This window comes from Herbaspirillum sp. GCM10030257 (assembly GCF_042666555.1).
Lineage (GTDB): Bacteria > Pseudomonadota > Gammaproteobacteria > Burkholderiales > Burkholderiaceae_D > Noviherbaspirillum.
Window position 1 is genome coordinate 159,611 of the sequence record NZ_JBHTDH010000008.1, and the last position, 21,892, is coordinate 181,502.

Annotated in this window: 27 protein-coding genes; 11 read left to right on the forward strand and 16 right to left on the reverse strand. The window is 55.8% G+C overall.

Translation table 11 applies throughout. The annotated features are described in order from the left end of the window. Positions 1-3: 3 nt before the first annotated feature. Genes ACFQUU_RS14515 through ACFQUU_RS14525 form a run of 3 tightly spaced genes read right to left on the reverse strand, consistent with a single transcriptional unit; the run spans position 4 to position 2,416 of the window. Positions 4-1,116 (reverse strand): heme A synthase, encoded by a 1,113-nt coding sequence (locus ACFQUU_RS14515; protein WP_382248274.1) that lies wholly within the window; start codon positions 1,114-1,116, stop codon positions 4-6. Between the two features lie 9 nt (positions 1,117-1,125). Further along, positions 1,126-1,677, reverse strand: a complete 552-nt coding sequence (locus ACFQUU_RS14520; protein ID WP_382248535.1) for an SCO family protein — start codon at positions 1,675-1,677, stop codon at positions 1,126-1,128. A gap of 25 nt (positions 1,678-1,702) precedes the next feature. Beyond that, positions 1,703-2,416 (reverse strand): SURF1 family protein, encoded by a 714-nt coding sequence (locus tag ACFQUU_RS14525; RefSeq protein WP_382248276.1) that lies wholly within the window; start codon positions 2,414-2,416, stop codon positions 1,703-1,705. A gap of 80 nt (positions 2,417-2,496) precedes the next feature. Between ACFQUU_RS14525 and ACFQUU_RS14530 the strand changes: the two genes are divergently transcribed. Further along, a complete protein-coding gene (locus ACFQUU_RS14530) occupies positions 2,497-2,697 on the forward strand; it encodes a twin transmembrane helix small protein (protein ID WP_382248278.1) in 201 nt (66 codons plus the stop codon). 144 nt (positions 2,698-2,841) lie between these two features. On the opposite strand, the gene ACFQUU_RS14535 is transcribed toward ACFQUU_RS14530, so the two are convergent. From ACFQUU_RS14535 to ACFQUU_RS14570, 8 genes are all read right to left on the reverse strand, one after another. Continuing rightward, positions 2,842-3,702 carry a cytochrome c oxidase subunit 3 gene (locus tag ACFQUU_RS14535; protein WP_382248280.1) on the reverse strand — a complete coding sequence of 287 codons (861 nt, stop codon included), beginning with the start codon at positions 3,700-3,702 and terminating at the stop codon, positions 2,842-2,844. A 29-nt stretch (positions 3,703-3,731) separates the two neighbouring features. Beyond that, positions 3,732-3,947 carry a DUF2970 domain-containing protein gene (locus tag ACFQUU_RS14540; RefSeq protein ID WP_382248282.1) on the reverse strand — a complete coding sequence of 72 codons (216 nt, stop codon included), beginning with the start codon at positions 3,945-3,947 and terminating at the stop codon, positions 3,732-3,734. Between the two features lie 2 nt (positions 3,948-3,949). After that, entirely contained in the window at positions 3,950-4,519 is a 570-nt protein-coding gene (locus ACFQUU_RS14545) for a cytochrome c oxidase assembly protein (RefSeq protein WP_382248284.1), read from the reverse strand. Position 4,520: 1 nt separating this feature from the next. Then, complete coding sequence (locus ACFQUU_RS14550) at positions 4,521-4,628, reverse strand: cytochrome oxidase small assembly protein (RefSeq protein ID WP_382248286.1); 108 nt, start codon at positions 4,626-4,628, stop codon at positions 4,521-4,523. A 43-nt stretch (positions 4,629-4,671) separates the two neighbouring features. Further along, positions 4,672-6,267 carry a cytochrome c oxidase subunit I gene (gene ctaD / locus ACFQUU_RS14555; protein WP_382248288.1) on the reverse strand — a complete coding sequence of 532 codons (1,596 nt, stop codon included), beginning with the start codon at positions 6,265-6,267 and terminating at the stop codon, positions 4,672-4,674. Between the two features lie 18 nt (positions 6,268-6,285). After that, the gene (coxB, locus tag ACFQUU_RS14560) at positions 6,286-7,446 is read right to left on the reverse strand and encodes a cytochrome c oxidase subunit II (protein ID WP_382248290.1); all 1,161 of its coding nucleotides are present in this window, start codon (positions 7,444-7,446) and stop codon (positions 6,286-6,288) included. 15 nt (positions 7,447-7,461) lie between these two features. Further along, positions 7,462-7,923: a DUF2244 domain-containing protein gene (locus tag ACFQUU_RS14565; protein WP_382248292.1), complete on the reverse strand. Its 462-nt coding sequence runs from the start codon at positions 7,921-7,923 to the stop codon at positions 7,462-7,464. 231 nt (positions 7,924-8,154) lie between these two features. Next, on the reverse strand, positions 8,155-9,099 hold the full coding sequence (locus ACFQUU_RS14570) for a methyltransferase domain-containing protein (protein ID WP_382248294.1): 945 nt from the start codon (positions 9,097-9,099) through the stop codon (positions 8,155-8,157). A gap of 65 nt (positions 9,100-9,164) precedes the next feature. Between ACFQUU_RS14570 and ACFQUU_RS14575 the strand changes: the two genes are divergently transcribed. The 3 genes from ACFQUU_RS14575 (at position 9,165) to ACFQUU_RS14585 (ending at position 10,953) form a co-directional block, all read left to right on the forward strand. Next, positions 9,165-9,902: a ComF family protein gene (locus ACFQUU_RS14575; RefSeq protein ID WP_382248296.1), complete on the forward strand. Its 738-nt coding sequence runs from the start codon at positions 9,165-9,167 to the stop codon at positions 9,900-9,902. 71 nt (positions 9,903-9,973) lie between these two features. Further along, positions 9,974-10,444 (forward strand): tRNA (cytidine(34)-2'-O)-methyltransferase, encoded by a 471-nt coding sequence (locus ACFQUU_RS14580; protein ID WP_382248298.1) that lies wholly within the window; start codon positions 9,974-9,976, stop codon positions 10,442-10,444. Between the two features lie 26 nt (positions 10,445-10,470). Further along, a complete protein-coding gene (locus ACFQUU_RS14585) occupies positions 10,471-10,953 on the forward strand; it encodes a copper chaperone PCu(A)C (protein WP_382248300.1) in 483 nt (160 codons plus the stop codon). Between the two features lie 80 nt (positions 10,954-11,033). On the opposite strand, the gene ACFQUU_RS14590 is transcribed toward ACFQUU_RS14585, so the two are convergent. From ACFQUU_RS14590 to ACFQUU_RS14605, 4 genes are all read right to left on the reverse strand, one after another. Next, entirely contained in the window at positions 11,034-11,489 is a 456-nt protein-coding gene (locus ACFQUU_RS14590; RefSeq protein ID WP_382248302.1) for a DUF411 domain-containing protein, read from the reverse strand. Positions 11,490-11,498: 9 nt separating this feature from the next. Then, on the reverse strand, positions 11,499-12,512 hold the full coding sequence (locus ACFQUU_RS14595) for an asparaginase (protein WP_382248304.1): 1,014 nt from the start codon (positions 12,510-12,512) through the stop codon (positions 11,499-11,501). 27 nt (positions 12,513-12,539) lie between these two features. Continuing rightward, positions 12,540-13,016, reverse strand: a complete 477-nt coding sequence (gene rfaE2, locus ACFQUU_RS14600; protein WP_382248306.1) for a D-glycero-beta-D-manno-heptose 1-phosphate adenylyltransferase — start codon at positions 13,014-13,016, stop codon at positions 12,540-12,542. Between the two features lie 139 nt (positions 13,017-13,155). Beyond that, positions 13,156-14,010: a ferritin-like domain-containing protein gene (locus ACFQUU_RS14605; protein ID WP_382248308.1), complete on the reverse strand. Its 855-nt coding sequence runs from the start codon at positions 14,008-14,010 to the stop codon at positions 13,156-13,158. A gap of 141 nt (positions 14,011-14,151) precedes the next feature. On the opposite strand from ACFQUU_RS14605, the gene ACFQUU_RS14610 reads away from it, so the two are divergent. From ACFQUU_RS14610 to ACFQUU_RS14625, 4 genes are all read left to right on the forward strand, one after another. Further along, on the forward strand, positions 14,152-14,454 hold the full coding sequence (locus ACFQUU_RS14610) for a hypothetical protein (RefSeq protein ID WP_382248310.1): 303 nt from the start codon (positions 14,152-14,154) through the stop codon (positions 14,452-14,454). Between the two features lie 126 nt (positions 14,455-14,580). Beyond that, positions 14,581-15,693: a hypothetical protein gene (locus tag ACFQUU_RS14615; RefSeq protein WP_382248312.1), complete on the forward strand. Its 1,113-nt coding sequence runs from the start codon at positions 14,581-14,583 to the stop codon at positions 15,691-15,693. A gap of 556 nt (positions 15,694-16,249) precedes the next feature. Further along, positions 16,250-16,456: a hypothetical protein gene (locus ACFQUU_RS14620; protein WP_382248314.1), complete on the forward strand. Its 207-nt coding sequence runs from the start codon at positions 16,250-16,252 to the stop codon at positions 16,454-16,456. 173 nt (positions 16,457-16,629) lie between these two features. Continuing rightward, positions 16,630-17,877, forward strand: coding sequence for an MFS transporter (locus ACFQUU_RS14625; RefSeq protein WP_382248316.1), 1,248 nt, complete (start codon positions 16,630-16,632; stop codon positions 17,875-17,877). Positions 17,878-18,058: 181 nt separating this feature from the next. Here the strand turns inward: ACFQUU_RS14625 and ACFQUU_RS14630 are convergent, their stop codons facing one another. Further along, entirely contained in the window at positions 18,059-18,838 is a 780-nt protein-coding gene (locus ACFQUU_RS14630) for a PhaM family polyhydroxyalkanoate granule multifunctional regulatory protein (RefSeq protein ID WP_382248318.1), read from the reverse strand. Between the two features lie 205 nt (positions 18,839-19,043). Here ACFQUU_RS14630 and ACFQUU_RS14635 point away from each other — a divergent pair, with 205 nt between their 5' ends. From ACFQUU_RS14635 to queC, 3 genes are all read left to right on the forward strand, one after another. Further along, positions 19,044-20,222 (forward strand): DUF3108 domain-containing protein, encoded by a 1,179-nt coding sequence (locus tag ACFQUU_RS14635; RefSeq protein ID WP_382248320.1) that lies wholly within the window; start codon positions 19,044-19,046, stop codon positions 20,220-20,222. A 14-nt stretch (positions 20,223-20,236) separates the two neighbouring features. Further along, positions 20,237-21,034, forward strand: coding sequence for a DUF3108 domain-containing protein (locus ACFQUU_RS14640; RefSeq protein WP_382248322.1), 798 nt, complete (start codon positions 20,237-20,239; stop codon positions 21,032-21,034). A gap of 138 nt (positions 21,035-21,172) precedes the next feature. Continuing rightward, positions 21,173-21,880, forward strand: coding sequence for a 7-cyano-7-deazaguanine synthase QueC (gene queC / locus ACFQUU_RS14645; RefSeq protein ID WP_382248324.1), 708 nt, complete (start codon positions 21,173-21,175; stop codon positions 21,878-21,880). Positions 21,881-21,892 lie beyond the last annotated feature (12 nt).

A 21,892-nucleotide genomic window follows, 5' to 3' on the forward strand; every position in this document is an offset into this window, starting at 1 on the left:
ATCTCATGCGGCAGATAGCCGGGTTACAGTGCTGTCAGCTGCGGTTTGCGCGGAAATTCTAACTCGATAGTTTAACATGGTCAGCAGCAGCACAAGGACCGCCGCACCGCCATTGTGCAACACAGCAAGAGCTAACGGCCATTTCAGAAAGACGGTGGAAACACCAATCAGGAACTGCACGACCACTGCAATGAGTAACCAGCGCCCATCACTCCTGAGACCGTCGATGCGCATCGCTTTATGTGCCACCCAGGCAATAAAACCTGCGACAACCACGGCAAAATTCCGGTGCACCCAGTGAATAGCGGTCAGCGCCTCAAATGGCAGGTAGTCGCCGTCAGCGGTCTTGCCAAGATGGCGCCACAGCGTAAAACCGTGCTCAAAGTCCATGTTGGGTACGACACGGCCATGGCACAAGGGGAAGTCGGTACAGGCGAGCGCGGCGTAATTGGTACTTACCCAACCACCCAGGGCAATTTGAATAAACAGGATGCCCATCGCCAACGCGGCAGGCCACTGCAATGAACGCGCACTGGCGGCAACCGGAGCGTGATTGTTTTCACGCGCTCCAAGCCACACGAGCAGGGCCAAAAGAAACAAACCAAGCAGCAAATGGATCGTGACAATGACCGGTTGCAGTTTTAACGTAACTGTCCATGCCCCGAAGGCACCCTGGAGACAGACGAATCCGAACAGCAAGCTGGGTAACCACGGTGAGAACTTTGGATCGGTGCGTCGGGATTTGATCCACCCGCGCCACGCAATGGCCATGATGGCAATGATCAGGACGCCGACAGTCATGGCCAGATAGCGATGGATCATTTCAATCCAGGCCTTGATGACAGTAACCGGGCCGGTGGGCATGGCGGCTTCAGCAGCACTGATGTGCTCATGCGCCTGCAATGGATTGGCGTGGCCGTAACAACCTGGCCAATCCGGACAGCCGAGGCCGGAGTCAGTCAGGCGCGTGAAAGCGCCGAACATGATAAGGTCGAAAGTGAGGAATACGGCAACCCACACCAGCTTGCGATACTTGTTCTGGTCGCTGGAAACCCAGACGATGGTCAGCGGCAAGAGTGCAACAAGCAGGGCAATGATCGCGAGTTGTATCAGCATGGTTCGCCTTTATCCAATGCGCGAGGCCTTGAGCAGTTTGGCAAGGTCTTTCTTGATCTTGTTGGGATCGGCGTCCTTGGGGAAGCGCATCATCAGGTTGCCCAGGGGATCGATCATGTAGATATGGTCTGCCGGCGTCGTTCCATTATCAACGGGTAGCCATTTAGTGAGCGCTTCCGGCTTCACGCGTAGCATGTGCGTGCCGTCATATTCGCGCATGAGCATGGTTTCCAAGGGCTTGTCATCGGTGACCAGCCAGACCCGCTCTATCCGTTCCATCTCCTTACCCTGCGCGAGGCGTAACTGGCGCATGTCATGCAGACGTTTGCGGCAAGCGTCGACGCAGGACGCGTCGCTGATTTGCATCATCACCCATTTGCCCTTGAAATCATTCAATGATGCTGGCTTACGGTCCAGTGAGGTGGTGCCCAGGTCTGGAATGGGGTAGGCTCGTGGGTCGATCAGATCCCCATAGTTTGTGCGGCCCTCTGGTTTGATGACGTAATACGTCAGGTAAGAAATGATGAGCGGCGAGGCGCAGACCGCCAGCACGGCGAGCATTTTCCATCGGCCGCTTGTCTTTTGTTTAGTTTGTTCCACGTCGAAATCCTGTCACGACAAAAAAAATCAGCGCTGTTGCTGCGAGCGCATACCACTGAAAAGCATAACCACGATGCCGGTCCTCACCCGTGGACGGTCGCGGCCAGTCTCTTACCAGCCCATCATGCACATCGGTCAATTGTTCGATCACGAACGGGTGGATTGGCAATCCGGCCGCACGGCCCACATCCGGTGCTTCGGCGTTCTGGACGATGGCATTCGGCCGCAGGGGAGGAGCCTCGCCGAGTTGTAGCAGACGGCTGCTGCTATTGCGGACAATGCCAGAAATTTCTATGGTTCCCTGAGGCGTCGCGATCGGTGGAATCCTTGTGCGGTCGGCAACGTCGCGCTTGAGCCAGCCGCGCGACACCAGTACATGCATGTCAGAACCTGCAATTTTCAATGGGGTGAGTACATAAAAGCCGGGAACGCCGTTGTAAGGCCGATTATCAAGATATAAGGTCCAGCCGGGAACGAATTCGCCACGCACGGCGACGCGACGATATTCGATATCGGCAGGCACATCGCTGCGTCCATCGAGCACTAGGGCGGGTGCATGTTCTCGGACACCCAGCTTGGCTTCGATATCCTGCTTTTCCTGCGCACGTCGCGTCTGCCAGTCCCCCAATGTAATGCCCACCGCTGCGGCAATCAGCGCGGCAATGAATGGGATCCACCGAAAGCGGAATTTGAATGGCATTACAATGTCTCTTTAATCAGCTGGCCATGCACTATTGAAAGTCGATGTCGACAGGCTGGTGTCACCCTACCGTACCGATCATGAAAACAGTTGTCGCCATTGCCTTTATCCTCATTCTTGCAAGTCTGGGCTCAGCCCTGCTTTTCCTGATGCGTGACAAGGGAAAAAGTAACCGGACCGTGAAAGCGCTCGCGTTTCGCGTCGGTTTTTCCATTACCCTGTTCATCCTGATCCTGATCGCGCATAGTCAGGGCTGGATACAACCCACCGGGATTCGTTAGCCGCAGGAAGTCGTCCTGATATGGTGCCACGTGACTACGACTATTGAAGTGGCACCTATATCCCCGCCCTTGATAGATTGCATAGTTCGCCTGTCCAGTAAAAAAGCCGCACCGAAGTGCGGCTTTTTATTTGTGGCTTAATGCTTACAGCCAGTAGACAACAACGTAGAGGCCGAGCCAGACGACGTCGACGAAGTGCCAGTACCAGGCAGCGCCTTCGAAACCGAAGTGATTTTCAGGGGTGAAGTGCCCTTTCATCAGGCGATACAGGACAACTGCCAGCATGATGGCGCCGAGAGTCACGTGGAAACCGTGGAAGCCGGTCAGCATGAAGAATGTCGAGCCGTAGATGCCGGAAGTCAGCTTCAGGTTCAGATCGCTGTAGGCGTGCATGTATTCATATACCTGGAAGCCCATGAAAATGGCACCCAGAAGAATAGTTGCCGCCAGCCAGAAGGCAGTCTTTCCACGCTGACCGAGACGTAGTGCATGGTGGGAAATGGTCAATGTCACACCGGATGCCAGCAGCAATGCAGTATTGATGGTTGGGATCGGAAATGGCCCCATCTTGGTGAAGGGATCGATCGTGCCACCGGGTGTGTTGCCCCACTGTGCAGTAAAGTCAGGCCAGATCACCTTGTGGTCGATGTCAGCGAGCCAAGGCATGGTAACGCTACGGGCATAGAACAATGCGCCGAAAAAGCCCGCGAAGAACATCACTTCAGAGAAAATGAACCAGCTCATGCTCCAACGGAACGACAGGTCGATGCGATCGCCGTACAGACCGCTTTCCGATTCCGCAAAGGCGTCGCCGAACCATTTGAACAGCACCACGATTGTTGCCAGAATGCCGATGATATTGGCGGCCGGCCCCCAGCCGTAACCGTTTACCCATGCGGACGCGCCTGCCATCGTCAAGAGCAGGGACGCACCCGCCAGAACCGGCCATTTGGACGGGCCTGGCACAAAGTAGTACGGCGCTGTCTTAGCGTGTTGAGAACCCATTTCCATCTCCCAATACAAATTTTAAATAATTACTTTGCAACGACGCTCTTCACAATCAGCAACAGCGTCGTGATAAAAATAATGGCGCCGATGATCCCGGCGATGATCACATGCACCGGATTCAGGTGCTGCGCATCGCTTTCGTAATCGCTTTTCTTGCGGACGCCGAAGAACGACCAGAACACTGCCTTTACAGTGGCGCCAAAGGATGCGTTGCGCTGCGTCGGTTTCTTCGGCCCGTCCATCTTCAGCTCGCCTTCTTGCCGGGACCGCCGATTTCAAAAAACGTGTAAGACAAAGTAATTGTCTTCACATCCCTTGGCAATGCCGGATCAATGTAGAACTGTACCGGCATCTGCTTGGCCTCGTTTGGTCCGAGCGTCTGCTGCTTGAAACAGAAACATTCCATCTTTTTGAAGTGGGCGGTTGCCTGCTGCGGTGCATAACTTGGAATCGCCTGAGCATCCATGCTGCGGGACTGCGTATTGACCACTTCATATACTACTTGCGCCATTTCGCCGGGATGTACCTGGATGCTTGAAACGGTCGGGCGGAAACGCCACGGACCTTGAGCATTGGCATCAAATTCGACGGTAATGGTACGGCTTTTGTCGACCTGGGTATTCTTGATATCCCCAACCATTGAATCTTTCGGCGTCAACAGATTGATACCGGTCAACTCGCATATCTGTTTATAGATTGGCACCAGGGCATACCCGAAACCGAACATCATGACTGCAACAATCAGCAGTTTCTTGAGCATCTGCTTGTTCAGCGACCGCTCTTGCCCTGCTGGTGTCGGATTTTGTTGTTCCATTTCAGCTCAACCAGATCCGCTTGATAAAGAAGCCGACAAAAAACATCAGTGCGATCGACGCAATGATCAGCGCCGTCTTCAGGTTATTCGATTTCTTTGGGTCGGACATATTGGATTTGGGGCCAGCTTTCGCCAGCCCCGCTTACCTTAGATTACTTGACAATCGGTGGTGTTTCAAAGGTGTGGAACGGTGCCGGGCTCGGAACAGTCCACTCGAGGCCTTCCGCACCATCCCATGGCTTGGCAGGCGCTGCGACACCACCCTTGATCGAGGGCAGCACGACGGCCAGCAGGAAGTAGACCTGCATCAGACCGAAGCCAAACGCACCAACCGACGCGATCATGTTGAAGTCCGTGAACTGCGCCGGGTAGTCGGCGTAACGACGCGGCATGCCGGCCAGTCCCAGGAAGTGCATCGGGAAGAAAGTGATGTTGAAGGTAATGAGCGAACCCCAGAAGTGAATCTTGCCGCGGGTTTCGTTGTACATGAAACCTGTCCACTTCGGACCCCAGTAGTAGAAACCGGCAAACAGTGCGAACAGCGATCCCGCAACCAGAACGTAGTGGAAGTGCGCAACCACATAGTAGGTATCCTGCATCTGGATGTCGATCGGTGTCACTGCAAGAATCAGGCCGGTAAAGCCACCAATGGTGAACACGAAGATGAAGCCTACCGAGAACAGCATCGGGGTTTCAAAAGTCATCGAGCCTTTCCACATGGTGGCGATCCAGTTAAACACTTTCACGCCGGTCGGAACCGAGATCAACATCGTGGCGTACATGAAGAACAGCTGCGCTGTCACTGGCATGCCAGTGGTGAACATATGGTGCGCCCAGACGATGAACGACAGGATCGCGATCGATGCGGTTGCGTACACCATGGACGCGTAGCCGAACAGCTGCTTGCGTGCAAAAGCCGGGATGATCTGCGAGACAATGCCGAACGCAGGCAGAATCATGATGTAGACCTCCGGGTGACCGAAGAACCAGAAGATGTGCTGATACATTACTGGATCACCGCCGCCGGCAGCGTTAAAGAACGAGGTGCCGAAGTGACGGTCGGTCAGCGTCATCGTAATAGCGCCGGCCAGCACGGGCATCACAGCGATCAGCAGGTAAGCAGTAATCAGCCAGGTCCAGCAGAACATCGGCATCTTCATCAGAGTCATGCCTGGGGCGCGCATGTTCAGGACGGTGACGATGATATTGATCGAACCCATGATCGACGACGCACCCATGATGTGCATCGCGAAAATACCCATGTCCATGCCGATGCCCATCTGGGTCGACAGCGGAGCATACAGCGTCCAGCCTGCAGCGGTAGCGCCCCCAGGAACGAGGAAGGATGCAGCCAGCAGGATGGCGGCGGGCGGCAGCAGCCAGAACGAGAAGTTGTTCATCCGGGCAAACGCCATGTCGGATGCGCCAATTTGCAGCGGGATCATCCAGTTGGCGAAACCAACGAACGCCGGCATGATCGCGCCGAACACCATCACGAGGCCGTGCATGGTAGTCAATTGGTTAAAGAACTCCGGCTCTACCAACTGCAGTCCGGGCTGGAACAACTCAGCACGGATGCCCAAGGCGAGAACGCCGCCGGACAGCAGCATGATGAAAGAGAACCACAGGTACAGAGTACCAATGTCCTTGTGGTTGGTTGCGAACAGCCAGCGCTGCCAGCCATGAGGATGGTCGTGCGCGTGGTCGTGAGCGTGATCGTGGGCGTGATCAACTACGGTGGTGCTCATGTCAATCTCCTAATTCAATTACTTGCGCGCAGCCAGCACTTCAGCCGGTTGAACAATATTTGCCTGGGCCTTGTTGGACCAGCTATTACGGGTATAAGTGATGACGGCGGCGATGTCGGTGTCCGACAAGACGCCCTTCCATGGCGGCATGCCGCCTTTGCCGTTCAGCAGAATATCGATCTGCGGACCTTTGGGCCCGAGGACGACCGGCGATCCATCAACCGCCGCGAATGCGCCGGGCACGCCTTTGCCGTTTGCCTGATGACAGGCCACACAGTTGGCAGCGTAAACTTTTTCGCCACGCTGCTTCAATTCATCAACGGTCCAGGTTTTGTTTGGATCGTCAGCCTGCGCTGCCATTTCCTTTTTCTTGGCTTCTGTCCATTTTTTGTAGTCTTCGTCGCTGACAACATTCACGACGATAGGCATGAACGCGTGCTCCTTGCCGCACAACTCGTAGCAGTTACCACGATAGGTGCCGATTTTCTCGGCACGGAACCAGGTGTCGCGGACAAAGCCGGGGATTGCATCCTGCTTGACGCTGAATGCCGGGATGCCCCATGCGTGGATAACGTCGTTGGCAGTAGTAACGATACGGATTTTCTTGTTAACCGGAACGACAACAGGATTGTCGACCTCGATGAGGTAGTTGTCGCTCTTGGCCTTGCTCACGTCTACGATCTGCTCGCGAGGGGTAGACATCGCGGACAGGAAGGAAATACCTTCGCCCTCGCCCTTCAGGTAGTCATAACCCCACTTCCACTGCATGCCGGTTGCCTTGATGGTGATGTCGGCATTGGAGGTGTCCTTCATTGCCACCACGGTCTTGGTAGCTGGCAATGCCATACCAATAACAATCAGGAACGGGACGATGGTCCAGGCGATTTCAACGGCGGTGCTTTCATGGAAAGTTGCCGGCCTGTGGCCGACCGACTTGCGGTGCTTGATGATCGAATAGAACATCACGCCGAACACGGCGACAAAGATCACCAGGCAGATGATCAGCATCAGGTTGTGCAGCGAGTACACTTCCTCGGCAATCTTGGTTACCGGTGGCTGAAAGTTCAACTGACGCACGGCAGGACCGCCCTGACTGTCCACAACCGCCCATGACGGCACGCCGGCCGCCAGGAGCGACGCACCGAGCATCAGTGATTGGAGGCGCTTCGCAAGTTTCATAATTTCCTCAAAAGCCTAAAATTGGAGTTCCGTATATTTTGCTGACGCCAGCGCGCTCTGCAGTTCCCGCGCAAGCTCGCGTCGTTTCCATTCTGTCAAAAAGCGCCCCACTTCAACCCTGGTTCCGCGCGCTTCAAGTTTGATCAAGTCTTGCGCAGATCCGGGCGGCTCAACGCGCGTACGGCGCGGATCCAGCCTGAATTGACAGACATACTCTGCCTGAATCAACTCTACCAAGAGGCAATCGTCTGTCAGCGCGATATGCTCCCTGTCGGTGGCATGGCGAGCATACAGGAAAAAAGCGATTCCCATCGCCAACATTTCCAGAATGGCAAAGCCAAGGATGTACCAGGCACCACGCATCGTAAACACAATGGCGACCAGTAAGGAAGTCGTACACAATGCCGCATAGACCATCATCAGCTGACGTGGCGTTATCGAGCAATTGCGCCGTAAAATCCATTCGCGCGAGACCATATTGGATCATCCGACCGCGACAGCGAACCCGAGAGTACAAGCACTACGCAAAACCACGGAAGTATAAGGCTGAACTTGGCTGCTTATCAAGCGGAAAAATGGCAAGCAACGGTATGCCATGCCTCTATACATGCGGGTTAGCGACCGATGGCCAACACTGGCGGCCTTGCAGTTTTGGCCATACCTTGGCCGGTCTATCATATTGCTATCGCCTGTAGATGACGTGTCGTGTTATTTTTTCCGGCCTGGTTCGAACCGGATAATGCTTTCGCCGCTAGCTGTCTTGCGCGGCGCCGGACGAAACGCATGCCCGTAGACCACCTCGAAAGTCAGGGGAATCTTGCCATCGGCACCGCGCATCTGCTCCAGCGTTTCGATGGCTGCGTGCCAGGCGGCACGTCCGAACAGCCCTTGCCGTTTGGTCAGTAGCGGATTACCGCCCAGCGCGCGTACATCGGCAAACAGTTTATCGGTGGAGTCATAAGTCACCGTAATGGTTTCCATGTCCATCACGGGAGTGGAAAAGCCAGCGTTCACCAGCATGTCGCCGAAATCATGCATGTCAACAAATGACAACGCATGCGCGGCACCATCGATGTTGGCAAATGCATGACGGATTTCACGCAGCGTATCAGGGCCAAAGCAGGAAAACATCAGCAAACCGTCAACCCGAAGTACGCGCCGCCATTCAGCGAACACCATGTCCGGCTGCGGGTGCCAGTGCAGCGCTAGGTTGGACCACACCAGGTCCGCACATGCTGCCGGCAAGGGCAATTGCGCAAAATCCGCACAAGCTGTGGCGAGCTGACTAGCGCCTCCACCCAGTTTGCCAGGCAGCCATTTGGACAACAGGCGGTTCATTGACGACGTTGCCTGCTGCTGTCGCTGGCGTGCTGCCTGCAACATGGCGAGCGATCCGTCCATGCCAACAAGTTGTGCTTGCGGGTATTGACCTTGCAAGGAACTGAAGTCAGCACCTTCGCCGCATCCCAAGTCCAGAATACGCTCGGGCTGCAATTTCACCAGCGCAAGACGCTCATGCATACGGCCGGCAATTTCGCGGCGCAAAAACTCCGAGTCGGCGATACGGCCCGGCGTGGCGAACAGCGCACGCACGCGCCGGATATCGATCGGACCACTGGACCGGTTCTCGGAAGTTGGGAGGGATGAAGGCAAGAGGAAATCCGGTTAAGTCAATGAGATAATGACGAAGTTTACACGCTTGAAGTTTTGCCTGCTCCATGTTCACTCGCCTGCGTCATTGGTCGCACACTCTGTTTTCCCGCCTGCCTGCGGCATTTCCGGGTAGTTGCGCATTGTGCGGCATGGAGGCAATTGACGGGTTGTGCGATGGATGCCATGGGCAGTTTTTGGCCTTGCAGCCAAACCGATGCCGCTGTTGCGCGACGCCAATGCATCAAACCGGCGACACGGTCTGTGGTGAGTGCCTGCGACATCCGCCTGCGTTCGATGCGACAATTGCCGCCGCCGACTACGCGGCACCGGTTGATCGGCTGGTTCTGGCACTGAAGTTCGGTGCGCGCCTGGATCTCGCACCGCTGTTTGCAACCATGATGCGCGACGCGCTGCTTGCGCGACAGGAAACCGCGCTGCCAAGCTTGCTGTGTGCAGTACCGCTGGGGCGTACACGCTTAAGCGAGCGCGGGTTCAACCAGGCCCTTGAAATGGCGCGTCCGCTTTCGCGCTCGCTAGGTATTCCGCTGCACTCGCGACTTGCGATCAGGCAGCGTGAAACCCAGGCGCAGGCGCAACTGGATCCGTCGCAGCGGCAACAGAATATCCATCATGCGTTTTCGCTGCAGACGCAAACAATGGACCTCGTGCGCGGTGCACACGTCGGCGTGGTCGATGACGTCATGACAACAGGACAAACGATGAATGAATTTGCGGCGATGCTGAAACGTTACGGCGCCGCACGCGTGACCGGCATCGTGTTTGCCAGGACTCCGCCACAATAGGGAGACGCAGTACACGATCGACTGGCGACAGGCAACGACGACAAACAAGATATATCGGAAGGAAGCATACTTTGTTTCATGTAGTACTGGTAGAACCCGAGATTCCCCCCAATACCGGCAATGTCATTCGCCTGTGTGCGAACACCGGGGCGCAACTCCATCTGGTGGAGCCGCTCGGTTTTCCGCTGGATGACGCCAAGATGCGACGGGCCGGTCTTGATTATCACGATTATGCGACGATGAAAGTTCATCGCGACTGGGCAGCCTTTATGGCTTCCGAAACACCGGATCCCCATCGCATGTTTGCCATGACCACACATGGATCGACGCCGTTTGCAGGCATTGATTTCCTGCCGGGCGATGTATTTGTATTTGGTTCGGAAACACGTGGTCTTGACCCAGCCTTACGGGAATCGTTTCCCGCATCGCAGCGTATCCGTTTGCCAATGCGTCCGGGTAATCGCAGCCTCAACCTGTCCAATACGGTCGCAGTTGTTGTTTATGAAGCATGGCGACAGAACGGTTTCGCCGGCGGCCAATAAATTCCCCTCTTGATTGAAGGATCACCATGAAGTTGTACCACCTCGCAGCAATCGCCATCACCGCAGTCGCCTCTAGCCTGTCACAAGCGCATGAATTCAAGCTCAAGGACCTGAAAATCGGACATCCCTATGCGCGGACGACAGCGCCTTACCAGCCATCCGGTGCCGCTTATCTTTCACTTGAAAACAAGGGTAGCTCGGCAGACAGGCTGACATCCATTTCCTCGCCGGTCGCCAAGTCCGCGGAAATTCACACGATGTCGATGGAAGGCAATGTGATGAAAATGCGCGAGGTCGACGGCATTGACTTGCCGCCGGCAGCAAAGGTGGAAATGAAGCCGGGACATGGCTATCACATCATGTTGATGGGTTTGGAAAAGCCACTGAAAGCCGGCGACAAGTTTCCCCTCACGCTGACTTTTGAAAAAGCCGGCAAGACCGACGTCACCGTAGTGGTCGAAGAAGCCAAGAAGGAAGCATCACCCGCAGCGGGCCAGCATCGCCATTGAACGATATTGATGAGCTGAGCAGCCCCTGGCGTAGCTCAGCTTATTCCGATCCGGCGATACCCGACCGCTAATGGATACGCTCAGGAAGCCACGTAATGACGATAGACCTGGTGCTTGCCATCGGCCTTGATCAGTACCACGTCGAACGCATCACGCCGATGGTCGTCCATCTCCATGCCGGGCGATCCCATCGGCATACCGGGCACCGCCAACCCTTTTGCCTTCGGCTTTTCAGCGAGCAATCGCTTGATTTGCTCGGCCGGCACATGGCCTTCAAGCGCATACCCTCCGACGACGCCCGTATGACATGACGCCAGTTCGGTCGGGACACCATAACGCGTCCGATAAGGAGCGGTGTCGGGCACATCGGTGGTATTCACCGTGAATCCGCTTTTGCGCAAGTGCTCGACCCATTCATGGCAGCAACCGCAGCTCGGTGTCTTGTACACCTGAATGGCTGGCGTGGCGGCGTGCGTGACAGCCGTAGGTAAACACAGCGCAACCAGTGCGCCTTGCAGCAAAGTCCTGCGTTGCATGATGGCTCCTTAGAATTTATCTTTGGTCAATGTGAAGGTGGCACGCACTTCACCGGTGTGCAGGCCACGGAAGTTGTTGATCTGTGGACGCGCCCATGAGGCAAGAGGTGTCGCTTCCGCTGAAGGAAGTATCCCGATTTGCTGCAACACCGAAATGGTGGCCGGAAACAAACCACGTGTGCTGCCATCCGCGATCTTGACGGCGATGCCGATGCCGGCAGAACGGATGCCGATCACCTGCACTGCTTCAGCGCCGATCTTTGCCACCCAGTCGCCCGGTACCGTCTGCATGAATGCGAGGTCACTGCGTCCGGTACCGGACACCAGCTCCGGATGCAAGGTCATTGCACGAAACAGCTCACCCATCAGGCTGCCGTAATGGGGATCCCGGTCACCCTGCGCAAGCCGCGCATAGGTGTGTGCGAGCCGTGATAGCGGAAGGCCATAGTTGGGCGCGGAACAGCCATCGATACCCATAGCCATATCGCTCGCGGACATACCGGCGACTTCGGCTACGCTATCGCGCACTGCCTGTTGCAGTGGATGTGCCGGCTCGACATAGTTATCCAGTGGATGTCCGTTCTGCACGCAGTAGGCAAGGAAGCCGGCATGCTTGCCACTGCAGTTGTTATGCAGTTGATTGAACGTTGCACCTTCGGGCGGCGCCTTGTCCTGCACGGTGAAGTGCATGGGCACATGGCAGCCGCAGCGCAAGTGATGCTCCTCGCAATTGGCTTTGCGCAGCATGCCCTCCACCGTCTGCGTATGCATCGCTTCACCAGAATGGCTGGCACACATCAGTGCGAGTTCACGGCTGTCGAAGCCGAACTTTTCGTGGCCTCCGGCGCGCAGGAAGGGCAGCGCCTGAAAAGGCTTGATGGTAGAGCGCGTGAAAGTCAGGAAGTCGGGATCGCCGGCATGATAAAGCAGGTCGCCCTTGGCATTGACGACCGCGACAGCGCCATAATGCAACGACTCGAGCCGGCCGCCGCGGATGACTTCAACGAGTGGGGCAAGCGTCATGCAGGGTCCCTTCAGAAAGGTCCAGGATCAGGAATTGCGCACCTTCGACAACAGTTTGCTGGTCGAACGGTCATGCTGGAATTCAATGGCAACAGCCTTGCCACCGTAGGCCGCGACTGCCCTGCCTTCGGGAATCGCTGTCATGTCGTAATCGCCGCCTTTTACATAGACATCGGGGCATGCTTCCTGCACCACTTCCAGCGCAGTGTCTTCATCAAACGGCACGACTAGGCTGACCGATTCGAGTGCGGCAAGTATCACCATGCGGTCTTCGCAGGTATTGATCGGACGATCGTCGCCCTTGCCCAGCCGCCTGACCGATGCATCGGTATTGACGGCAACGACCAGCGATGCGCCCTGTTCACGTGCCTGCGCAAGGTAAGTGACATGGCCTCGGTGCAGGATGTCAAATACGCCGTTGGTCAGCACAACCGGTTTGGGCAGACTGGCGACACGTTCTTTCAATGCGGCGCGGGTAACAAGTTTATCTTCGAAATTAGGCATGATAAAAATAAGAAAGCCGCAAGCGATCGCTTACGGCTTTTACTTTAGTGTAGCGCGTTCCCGCAAGCCCTTCTTGTACACATGAAGTCTGGTCGAAAAAGCTGGGCCCTGCTTACTGCAAAGCGTTAGTGTCGCAGTATCAGGTGGCCGGCTTCGGGTTGCTCTGCAGACGCACGCTGACTTCCTTGCGATAACGGTTCAGATCCTGCACCGATTCAAACGTGCGATCGAACAGCAGCGACATATTGTGCAGAATGCGGTCAATCACTTTCTTTTCCCACTCACTGTCGAACTTGATCTGACCGTCCAGCCAGCGCTCGAGCCAGTTTGGATCGGGCAAGCGGCTTTGGACCGTGTCGTTCGGGAACAGCGCCTGGTTGACGTGCAAATTAGTCGGATGCAGCGGTTTTTCGGTGCGACGTGCAGACGCCATCAATACACCGATCTTGGCGAAGGCGGCACGTGCGGTATCGCCGACTTCGTTCAACGCTTTTTTCATGTAACGCAGATAGGCACCGCCGTGACGTGCCTCATCCTGGCTGATGATCTTGTAGATAGCCTTGATTACCGGTTCGGTATGCCAGTCGGAGGCACAACGATACCAGTGGTTGAGGCGGATTTCGCCGCAGAAATGCAGCATCAGGGTTTCAAGCGGCGGTGCCGGATCAAATTCAAAACGCACATTGTGCAATTCTTCTTCGGTGGGCAGCAGATCCGGGCGGAAGCGACGCAGGTATTCCATCAGCACCAGCGAATGTTTTTGCTCTTCGAAAAACCAGACCGACATGAATGCGGAGAAATCACTGTCACCACGGTTGTCACGCAAAAACATTTCAGTCGCGGGCAATGCGGACCATTCCGTGATGGCATTCATGCGGATGGTTTGTGCCTGCTCATCCGATAATTTGGAGGCATCAAACTGTTCCCATGGAATATCCTTTTCCATGTTCCAGCGAACCTGTTCGAGCGATTTGAATAGTTCTGGGTACAGCATCACACACCTTCATGATTAGTTAAGTATTTGATTCTACCAAAGAAAAGCGCGGAAACTTTAATTCCCCTGACCGTACGCGGGATACGCAAGTACTCCGATCGACAATGTTCGTTGCAGTACTGGTCAGCCTGCCGACTAAAAATGACACTTGTAGCCAAAGCAACAACACAAGCAATCCAGCCGAAAATGCCACGAACCATTTGGGTAGGAGGGTTTGTCAGCTTGCTGATGAATGTTTCTTCGAAATTAATCTGCAGCGACCTGCCCGCCTTTATGACCATGGTTCCGGGAACTAGTGCCATGGCAGTTGGCATTATTAAAAGCGGTGCTGAAGAGATTGCTTCGCGCTTGCCCCTTCGGATCACAGGAATAGTGCCATACATCACTGCAGCGTTGCTTTACCTTGAAATGGTGGGCCGTCATCGGCAGCGCGCCAAGATATAGGCGGCGCATGATATGTTTTTGATATGCAACTATGTCCGAGTGGCATTGTCCATTCGTTCAGCATGCGACGGCTTCAGATGATGCAGTCAAACGTGACGACCTTCGGCAAAACATTATCGAACATACATGCCTTCTACAACGACGATCCTCGCCAAGATGCCAGCGTTGCGGCATCTAGCCTGCATTGCCGCACTGTCCGGCACGATGGCAAACGTCTCCGCCACTGGCATTCACCAGACCGATACCACCGACCTGTTTGCTACGACCGGGGAGCTTGCGGAGGCATTACCCGATCTGCAAAGCGACGGCAGGCCCACCCCAGGTTACTTCGGCCTGGCGCGTGAAACCGCCGTGATCGGCTATAACAGCCGTTCAGAAAAGTGGGATGCCAAGCTTGAACAATACATGGCCGATCCCGCGTTGACGTTTGACTACGGCCGGGCGCTGTCGAGCACTTTTGGTGCGGGCGGCAGCTTTACCCGCGACAGCACACAGTCTGAAATGGTCTTGAACGGAATATTTGCGCCCAAGAAGAACGTGCGTTTCCGCATCGCCGGCGCACAATTACGCAGCAATTCAGGAGAAGCAGATGGTATCGAATCCTTGCAGCAGCATAGCTATCTGATCGGCGCACGAAAATACTGGACCAATTATGCGTATCTGTCGGACCTTGGCATTTCGGCGTACACCGTCGACGCGAATACCTCCAGCACTGCCACCGTTTCAGCGCTGACCGACCCGGACACCCTGGATCCGGGCGTGCGTAGCCCGATCCTGCCGGCATCAGGTAGAACAGAAGGCTACCTGCTCAACCTGAACTTGCGGCCAACCGCGGATTCAAAGGTCGAACTACGGCATGAGTTGAGCCAATCCACCTACTATGCCGATAGTACAGCGCTGCACACCGAAATCCAGGCAACCAGCCGCGTTCGCTTTTCGCAGTTCCTGGACGACTGCGTCCAGGTGCATGGTGGTTACAGCGCCAGCACGGATTTCGATCGCATGGACCTCACCGTGGCGCGTGACAAATGGAATATCCAGTTGTCACGGGAAATGAATGACAGCGGCGCCAATACCGCATTACGTGTCGGCTATCGCATCCCATTGGGACAGTCCAAAATGACAAGGCGAACTTGTGGCGCCATAGGTGCGCCGAATTTTGAGCCGATCGTGAACGCGACAATGAAACGCCCACCCGCCTTGCCGGAGCAACCGATGGCGATCGGAGTCTTTCGCTAGCGTACAAACCGAGCAGATCGTCTCCAGCGATGTGTCGGGCAGAATTCGGAAATGTATCGAGCAGCATGCGTGCGCGAAAATGTTTGAGGATTGCTCGATTGACTTCGCACTGACGCAAGGCTTGCAGCAAACATGGCGTCGCATCGGTCAACCAAAACCGCGATCGGCATGACCGGAAAGGATCAAAATGGGTTATCAAACGCTCATCGACCCGTGCATCCGATACCACAAAGATCTTCGTGCAGTTAATCGCGTGTCCGTAGAAAAAATATCCCGCGCCGTTTCGTAAACCGAAGGAAGGCGCGCCGACGAAAACACTACACGCGCACGCGCTAGAGACCTCGGCGGCCGCAAGCAATATGGCAAACGGCATGTTGATCAATACTCTTGATACTTGTTACATGGGTATGCCCTCTGTGCTCCTGATGCCGCTGCTGTCCTGCATACACGATGCAAGACAGCGGAGCGAAGCAGTAAATGCAATCAGCGCTTTTTAGAGTTCATCTTCAATGAGCCCTTCTGGCAACACCTCTAATTGCACAGCGGGAAACAGCCATTGATCGGTGTTATTAAAAAGAATGTGATAGTCAAACATAAAACCTCCTGTAAAGATGTACCAACAGGACTAGCACGTTCCATGCCGCATCGCACCACCAATCAAGCCATTGATATTCCTAAAGTATTATTGGAATACGCCGAATATATGCTGCAAATGCACAATCCAAAAGTTACATTCTTCAATCACACTATTCCGGCTTTGTAATCCCTACCGATACCGTTTTTCTTTATTTCAAATTGTTCAATTTGCAAGCGCATACAGAGATGCTGACAGCATGCGATCCATGACATGCACTGCACTTCTTCACGCACAATGTGGCATAGTCGCCACATCGCTAACCGAACCATTTCGCCCTTACTGTTTAACACGCAACTTCCTTGGTCAACATTACTCATTCTCCCAGCCCCAAAGAAGAACGCATCTTTCTGCTGACTCTTGCAGGTATCCAGTTTACGCACATCCTTGATTTCATGATCATGATGCCGCTCGGGCCGCAACTGATCCGGGTGCTGAATATTGATACCCATCAATTCGGATTGCTGCTGTCGTCGTATACCTTTACCGCCGCCGCATCCGGATTGCTGGCAGCGACCTATGTCGATCGCTTCGACCGGCGCAAGCTGATTCTGACGCTGTATGTGCTGTTTATTGTGGCAACTCTGTGCTGCGGGCTTGCGCCCGATTTTGTTTTCCTGCTGATCGCGCGTGCGCTGGCGGGTGCGTTTGGCGGCATACTCGGCGCCATGGTGCAGACCGTCGTGGCGGATGTGGTGCCCTTCGAGCGGCGCGGCCAAGCCATGGGAACCATCATGTCCGCGTTTGCATTGTCGACCGTCGCGGGTGTTCCGCTTGGATTGTTCCTGGCCTCGCACATCGAGACGCTGGGCTGGCGGGCGCCGTTCTTTTTCATCGTGCTGCTGTCCTGCGGCTTCCTTGCAGTAGGCTACCGTTACCTGCCTTCATTAACCGGTCACCTGCGGCGTGCCGATGCGGGCAACGTCTTCCGGCAAATCTATGCGGTAGTGAGGGAACCCAATCACCTGAAGGCCTATTTCTTCATGTCGTTGCTGATGCTGGGTGGATTCACGGTGATCCCCTATGTCGCGCTGTACTACACCGCGAATGTAGGCATGAGCGAATCCTTCATCACGGTGATCTATTTATGTGGTGGTGCGGCGACCTTCTTTACGTCACGCCTGATCGGCAGGATGGCAGACCGTTACGGCAAGCTCCGTACGTATCGCGTCGCCGCGTTGGGCTCGCTTTTGCCTTTGCTGGTGACGACGCATCTGGTGCCTGTGCCATGGTGGGCCGTGCTGATCAATTCGACGATCTTTTTCATCCTGGTGCCAGGACGCATGGTGCCGGGAATGGCCATGTTTACCGCTGCAGCGGCACCTCAAGTGCGCGGTACCTTCATGAGCATAGGTTCATCGGTGCAGATGATGGCCTCGGGACTGGCTTCGCTGGGCGCCGGATTGATCATCACCCGCAATGCCGCGGGGCAGATCGAGCATTACAACCTGGTCGGCTATCTGGCGTTCGGTTGCACGCTGTTGGCGATCTGGGTAGCGCAGCATTTGAAAGTCGCACCAGCCGCTGCGCCGGCCACATCACTAGCTTAGGCTTGGAATTTGTCTGACACGTACAGCAGACAGCCAGCCGTATGTTGCGCTAGAGCGCTTTCGTCCTGACTGTACCGTCGATGCCAGGCGAGGACGAAGGCGCTCCAAGCATCGCAAGCGCAACATGGGTAAATCCGGAACCCGCAGCAGCTTATCGAACGCCGCCTGACCGTGAATGGATTTATTTGGTCGGCTTTGACTTGCGGCTTGACGATGCAGTCTTTGCTGCCGGTTCGGCCTTGTCCTTCGATACGCTTTTTGCAGAAGCCTTAGGCTTACCGTTACCGTTGCCGTTACTGTCAGGACTGTCGCTCGTCTTCGGTACTTCCGTCATCGCATTGTTGACCGCCTGCTTGAACTGGTCCTGCAGCATATTCCACCATGCCGCCGCATTAACCAGCGGCGCGGTCAGACTTGCCGCGTCGATCTCATCCTTGTTGGTCGGTTCGGGCACACCCTTGCGTTTCTCTCCGGTCCCGTCATCGGCCTGACCAGACGCAATTGCAGCGCTGCTGCCTGCCGATCCGTTTCCACCCGCGCTGCTGTGGTTGCTGGCGCCGTTACCACCACTGCCATTAGTCGCACCTGCGGTTCTGGGCTTGGCGGCATCGGCTCCGGCCTGCATGGTGGCGGTGAACGTCTCGCTCATCGTCTGCAACGTGGAAATCGTTGCGGCCTGGACTTCGAGCGCCTGGATCGTGCCGCGCAGCATGTTCATATTGAGCGTCAGCCAGTTTTCCACCGCCCTGAGATCAGCAATCTTCTTGTTGATTTCTTCAACGGACAAAGTCGGCATGACCATGCCCGGTATATTCATTCCCGGAATGTTCATGCCGGGTCCGTTTTTACCCGGCATGTTCATGCCGGGAATACCCATGCTTCCCCACAGATTTTTTACGAAGTCCAGTGTATCGGTCATCGCACCCATTCCGGGAAAGTTCGGCATCTCCGGTTTAATCATGAAAAACCTCCGCGTAGTAAAAGCTGACGTAGGCGAAAAACTCGCCAATTCCCGGAAGTATGCACCCGGCCGGGCCAGCTGTCATGTGAGAACAATCAAAGACCGGCGGTGCAAAATGCGCTTTGCCGCACGTCGCGGTGTCATTGCAGGAATGAAACTTGACATCTGCCCACGATGACGGTGCAGAGGTTGCTACACTAGCGGAATGACCGATTTTTCCCATTCTGGCAGGCCACCCAAAAAGCACCGGGCGCTGCGCACCGTTGTCGTCCTGGTGGTGACGGCGTTCCTGCATCTACTGGTTTTTCAATGGGCAGAGGGACGCCTCGGCCTGCCGTCTCTGCAGGGCGAGCAGCAGGCACCCGTCATCACCATCGCACTGAACGAGGCTCCCCCTGCCCCGGTAGCAACTCCGGCGCCGCCACCGATGAGAACGGTTCCAAAAAAACCGCGTCCTGCTCGTCCGAAGCCGCCAAAACCATCGGCAGCATCGCCAACAACTTCGCCTGAAGCCGCGCCAGCGCCCAATCCCGAGGCCCTCGCGCAGCTTGCACCGGCCGGCATGGAAGCGCCCGGCACCAGCGTGGAAACACCGGTGGTAGCCGCCACGCCTGATACGGCCAATCTGCCGGAAACGGCATCAACATCTCCTGACGAGACCGCCGCATCCGCCGCCACCGAGGCACAGCAATACCATGTTGCTTTGCCGCCTTCCGCGCAACTCGACTATGACGTCATTGCATTGCGCGGCGAACAGAAATGGCATGGCACTGGAACCTTCGTCTGGGAAACCGCAGGTGGGCGTTACAGTATTACCGGCGAAGCCAATGCTTCGCTGCTGCTGATCAACCTGACTGTGCTGCAATTCAAGAGCGAAGGCTTAATCAGCGAACAGGGAGTCGCCCCGCTCCTGTACAGCGAAAAACCACGAAACAAGTCGCAGACCAATACCCACTTTCAGCAGGAAAAGCGAAAAATCACCTTTTCCGCATCGGAAGCCGTCTACCCTTATCAGGGCGGCGAACAGGATCGCGCCAGCGTGATGTGGCAACTGGCCGGCATCGGTCGCGGGGATCCGGGACGTTTTGTTCCGGGTGCAGCGTTTGATATTGTGGTGGCTGGTGCACGCGACGCCGAAACATGGCGCATCGGCGTGATTGGCGAGGAAGAGATCGAGACGCCCTTCGGCAAGATGAAAGCCTGGCATGTACGGCGTGCGCCTCGTCAAAAAAAAGCTTATGACCAGATCATCGACATCTGGCTCGCGCCGCAACAGCAATGGTATCCAGTCAGGCTGCGCCAGACATCGACCAACGGCGACTATCTGGAAATGTCCTTGTCCAATCTGAATGCCGGCCTGCCGCCGGCCACACAAACCAACTAACGATGAATACTTTCATGCGAACGATGGCAGCGGCCATCATACTGTCCGGCATGCTAGCGGGCACGGTCGCGGCAAACACAATCACCAAAGCCACGACGGCAATTGCAGGACCTGCAGTGCCTTTGGCGTCCGCAAAACCGGCGACAAAAGCGAAGATCAGTTTTCCCCCTTCGGCTGACCTGTCCTATTCCATAGAGGCAAAACAGAAAGGCATGCCGATCGAAGGCGACGCGGTCATGCGCTGGAGCATGACAGGCAATACCTTCAGCATCAGCAATGAAGCCCGTGCGATGATCATCGGCAAAATTCTTGATACGAAAAGTGAAGGCCTTATCGATGCCAGTGGACTGGCGCCCACCAACATTACGGAAAAGCGCTTCCGTCGACCTGCGACCACCACATCTTTCGATCGCTCGGAAAACCGGATTACCTTCAGCAGCTCCGACGAACAGTATCCCATCCAGGGCGGCGAGCAGGATCGTAACAGCGTGATCTGGCAACTCGCCGGGGTCGCCCGTGGTATGCCTAAAAAGTTCAAGACGGGCTTTGTGTGGAAGGTGGTCGTAGCGGGTCAGCGCGATGCGGATGAATGGGTGTTCAAGGTAGTCGGCCAGGATACTATTCACACGCCGCTGGGCGAACTCAACAGCCTGCATGTGCAGCGGGTGCCGGCGCCCGATTCGAAAGACCAGCTTCTCGACATCTGGCTGGCACCGACGCTGGAGTGGTATCCGGTACGCGTACGCTACAGCGAAGATAACGGCGACTATATCGAACAAACCTTGCAGGAACTGAATCGCAAGGCACCGTAAGCCATAATCTGCGCAAGCACCGTCAGCAAGCCCGACAGTTCCGGCTGATTCGCCAGGTCGTACGCATTGCAGCCGATGCCAGCGTAAAGATTCCTGATCATCGCGGCCCGCTTCTCCATTTATTTTTTGATCCGACTCATGACTACCAACAACGGCGCACTCGTTCTTTTCAGCGGCGGACAGGATTCCGCCACCTGCCTCGCCTGGGCGCTTTCCCGCTATGCACGCGTGGAAACCATCGGCTTTGATTACAAGCAGCGACATGCCATCGAACTCAGCGTGCGACCTGCATTGCTACAGACAATGCGGTCGCTGTCGGCCGACTGGGATGCCCGGCTGGGCGATGACCATATGATCGACCTTTCGCTGATTGCCAGCATTTCCGATACCGCGCTGACACGGGATGTCGCGATCGCGATGCAGGACGATGGCTTGCCCAACACTTTCGTGCCGGGCCGCAACCTTCTGTTCATGACGGTGGCTGCCACCGTAGCCTATCGCCGTGGGCTCGACGTGCTGGTCGGTGGAATGTGCGAAACCGATTTTTCCGGTTATCCCGACTGCCGCGACGATACGATGAAAGCCTTGCAGGTAGCGCTCAATCTGGGCATGGCGACACGTCTGAAGATCGAAACGCCGCTGATGTGGATCAACAAGGCCGAGACCTGGAAGCTTGCCGCCGATCTTGGCGGACAGGCGCTGGTCGATGTGATCCGGGCCGACACGCATACCTGCTATCTCGGCGAACGCGGCGCACTGCATGACTGGGGCTATGGCTGCGGGACCTGCCCTGCCTGCGAGCTACGGGCACGCGGCTATCGGGAATACACAGCGAGCGCAGGCTGAATGTTCATGCGG

Coding starts and splice junctions, on each gene's coding strand:
- rfaE2 (WP_382248306.1), bottom strand. CDS start 13,016: ATGCCTAATTTCGAAGATAAACTTGTTACCCGCGCCGCATTGAAAGAA.
- ACFQUU_RS14590 (WP_382248302.1), bottom strand. CDS start 11,489: ATGCAACGCAGGACTTTGCTGCAAGGCGCACTGGTTGCGCTGTGTTTA.
- coxB (WP_382248290.1), bottom strand. CDS start 7,446: ATGAAACTTGCGAAGCGCCTCCAATCACTGATGCTCGGTGCGTCGCTC.
- ACFQUU_RS14515 (WP_382248274.1), bottom strand. CDS start 1,116: ATGCTGATACAACTCGCGATCATTGCCCTGCTTGTTGCACTCTTGCCG.
- ACFQUU_RS14585 (WP_382248300.1), top strand. CDS start 10,471: ATGAAGTTGTACCACCTCGCAGCAATCGCCATCACCGCAGTCGCCTCT.
- ACFQUU_RS14610 (WP_382248310.1), top strand. CDS start 14,152: ATGACACTTGTAGCCAAAGCAACAACACAAGCAATCCAGCCGAAAATG.
- ACFQUU_RS14615 (WP_382248312.1), top strand. CDS start 14,581: ATGCCTTCTACAACGACGATCCTCGCCAAGATGCCAGCGTTGCGGCAT.
- ACFQUU_RS14545 (WP_382248284.1), bottom strand. CDS start 4,519: ATGGAACAACAAAATCCGACACCAGCAGGGCAAGAGCGGTCGCTGAAC.
- ACFQUU_RS14520 (WP_382248535.1), bottom strand. CDS start 1,677: ATGCTCGCCGTGCTGGCGGTCTGCGCCTCGCCGCTCATCATTTCTTAC.
- ACFQUU_RS14630 (WP_382248318.1), bottom strand. CDS start 18,838: ATGATTAAACCGGAGATGCCGAACTTTCCCGGAATGGGTGCGATGACC.
- ACFQUU_RS14605 (WP_382248308.1), bottom strand. CDS start 14,010: ATGCTGTACCCAGAACTATTCAAATCGCTCGAACAGGTTCGCTGGAAC.
- ACFQUU_RS14595 (WP_382248304.1), bottom strand. CDS start 12,512: ATGACGCTTGCCCCACTCGTTGAAGTCATCCGCGGCGGCCGGCTCGAG.
- ACFQUU_RS14635 (WP_382248320.1), top strand. CDS start 19,044: ATGACCGATTTTTCCCATTCTGGCAGGCCACCCAAAAAGCACCGGGCG.
- ACFQUU_RS14525 (WP_382248276.1), bottom strand. CDS start 2,416: ATGCCATTCAAATTCCGCTTTCGGTGGATCCCATTCATTGCCGCGCTG.
- ACFQUU_RS14565 (WP_382248292.1), bottom strand. CDS start 7,923: ATGGTCTCGCGCGAATGGATTTTACGGCGCAATTGCTCGATAACGCCA.
- ACFQUU_RS14575 (WP_382248296.1), top strand. CDS start 9,165: ATGTTCACTCGCCTGCGTCATTGGTCGCACACTCTGTTTTCCCGCCTG.
- ACFQUU_RS14535 (WP_382248280.1), bottom strand. CDS start 3,702: ATGGGTTCTCAACACGCTAAGACAGCGCCGTACTACTTTGTGCCAGGC.
- ACFQUU_RS14530 (WP_382248278.1), top strand. CDS start 2,497: ATGAAAACAGTTGTCGCCATTGCCTTTATCCTCATTCTTGCAAGTCTG.
- ctaD (WP_382248288.1), bottom strand. CDS start 6,267: ATGAGCACCACCGTAGTTGATCACGCCCACGATCACGCTCACGACCAC.
- ACFQUU_RS14540 (WP_382248282.1), bottom strand. CDS start 3,947: ATGGACGGGCCGAAGAAACCGACGCAGCGCAACGCATCCTTTGGCGCC.
- queC (WP_382248324.1), top strand. CDS start 21,173: ATGACTACCAACAACGGCGCACTCGTTCTTTTCAGCGGCGGACAGGAT.
- ACFQUU_RS14640 (WP_382248322.1), top strand. CDS start 20,237: ATGCGAACGATGGCAGCGGCCATCATACTGTCCGGCATGCTAGCGGGC.
- ACFQUU_RS14550 (WP_382248286.1), bottom strand. CDS start 4,628: ATGTCCGACCCAAAGAAATCGAATAACCTGAAGACGGCGCTGATCATT.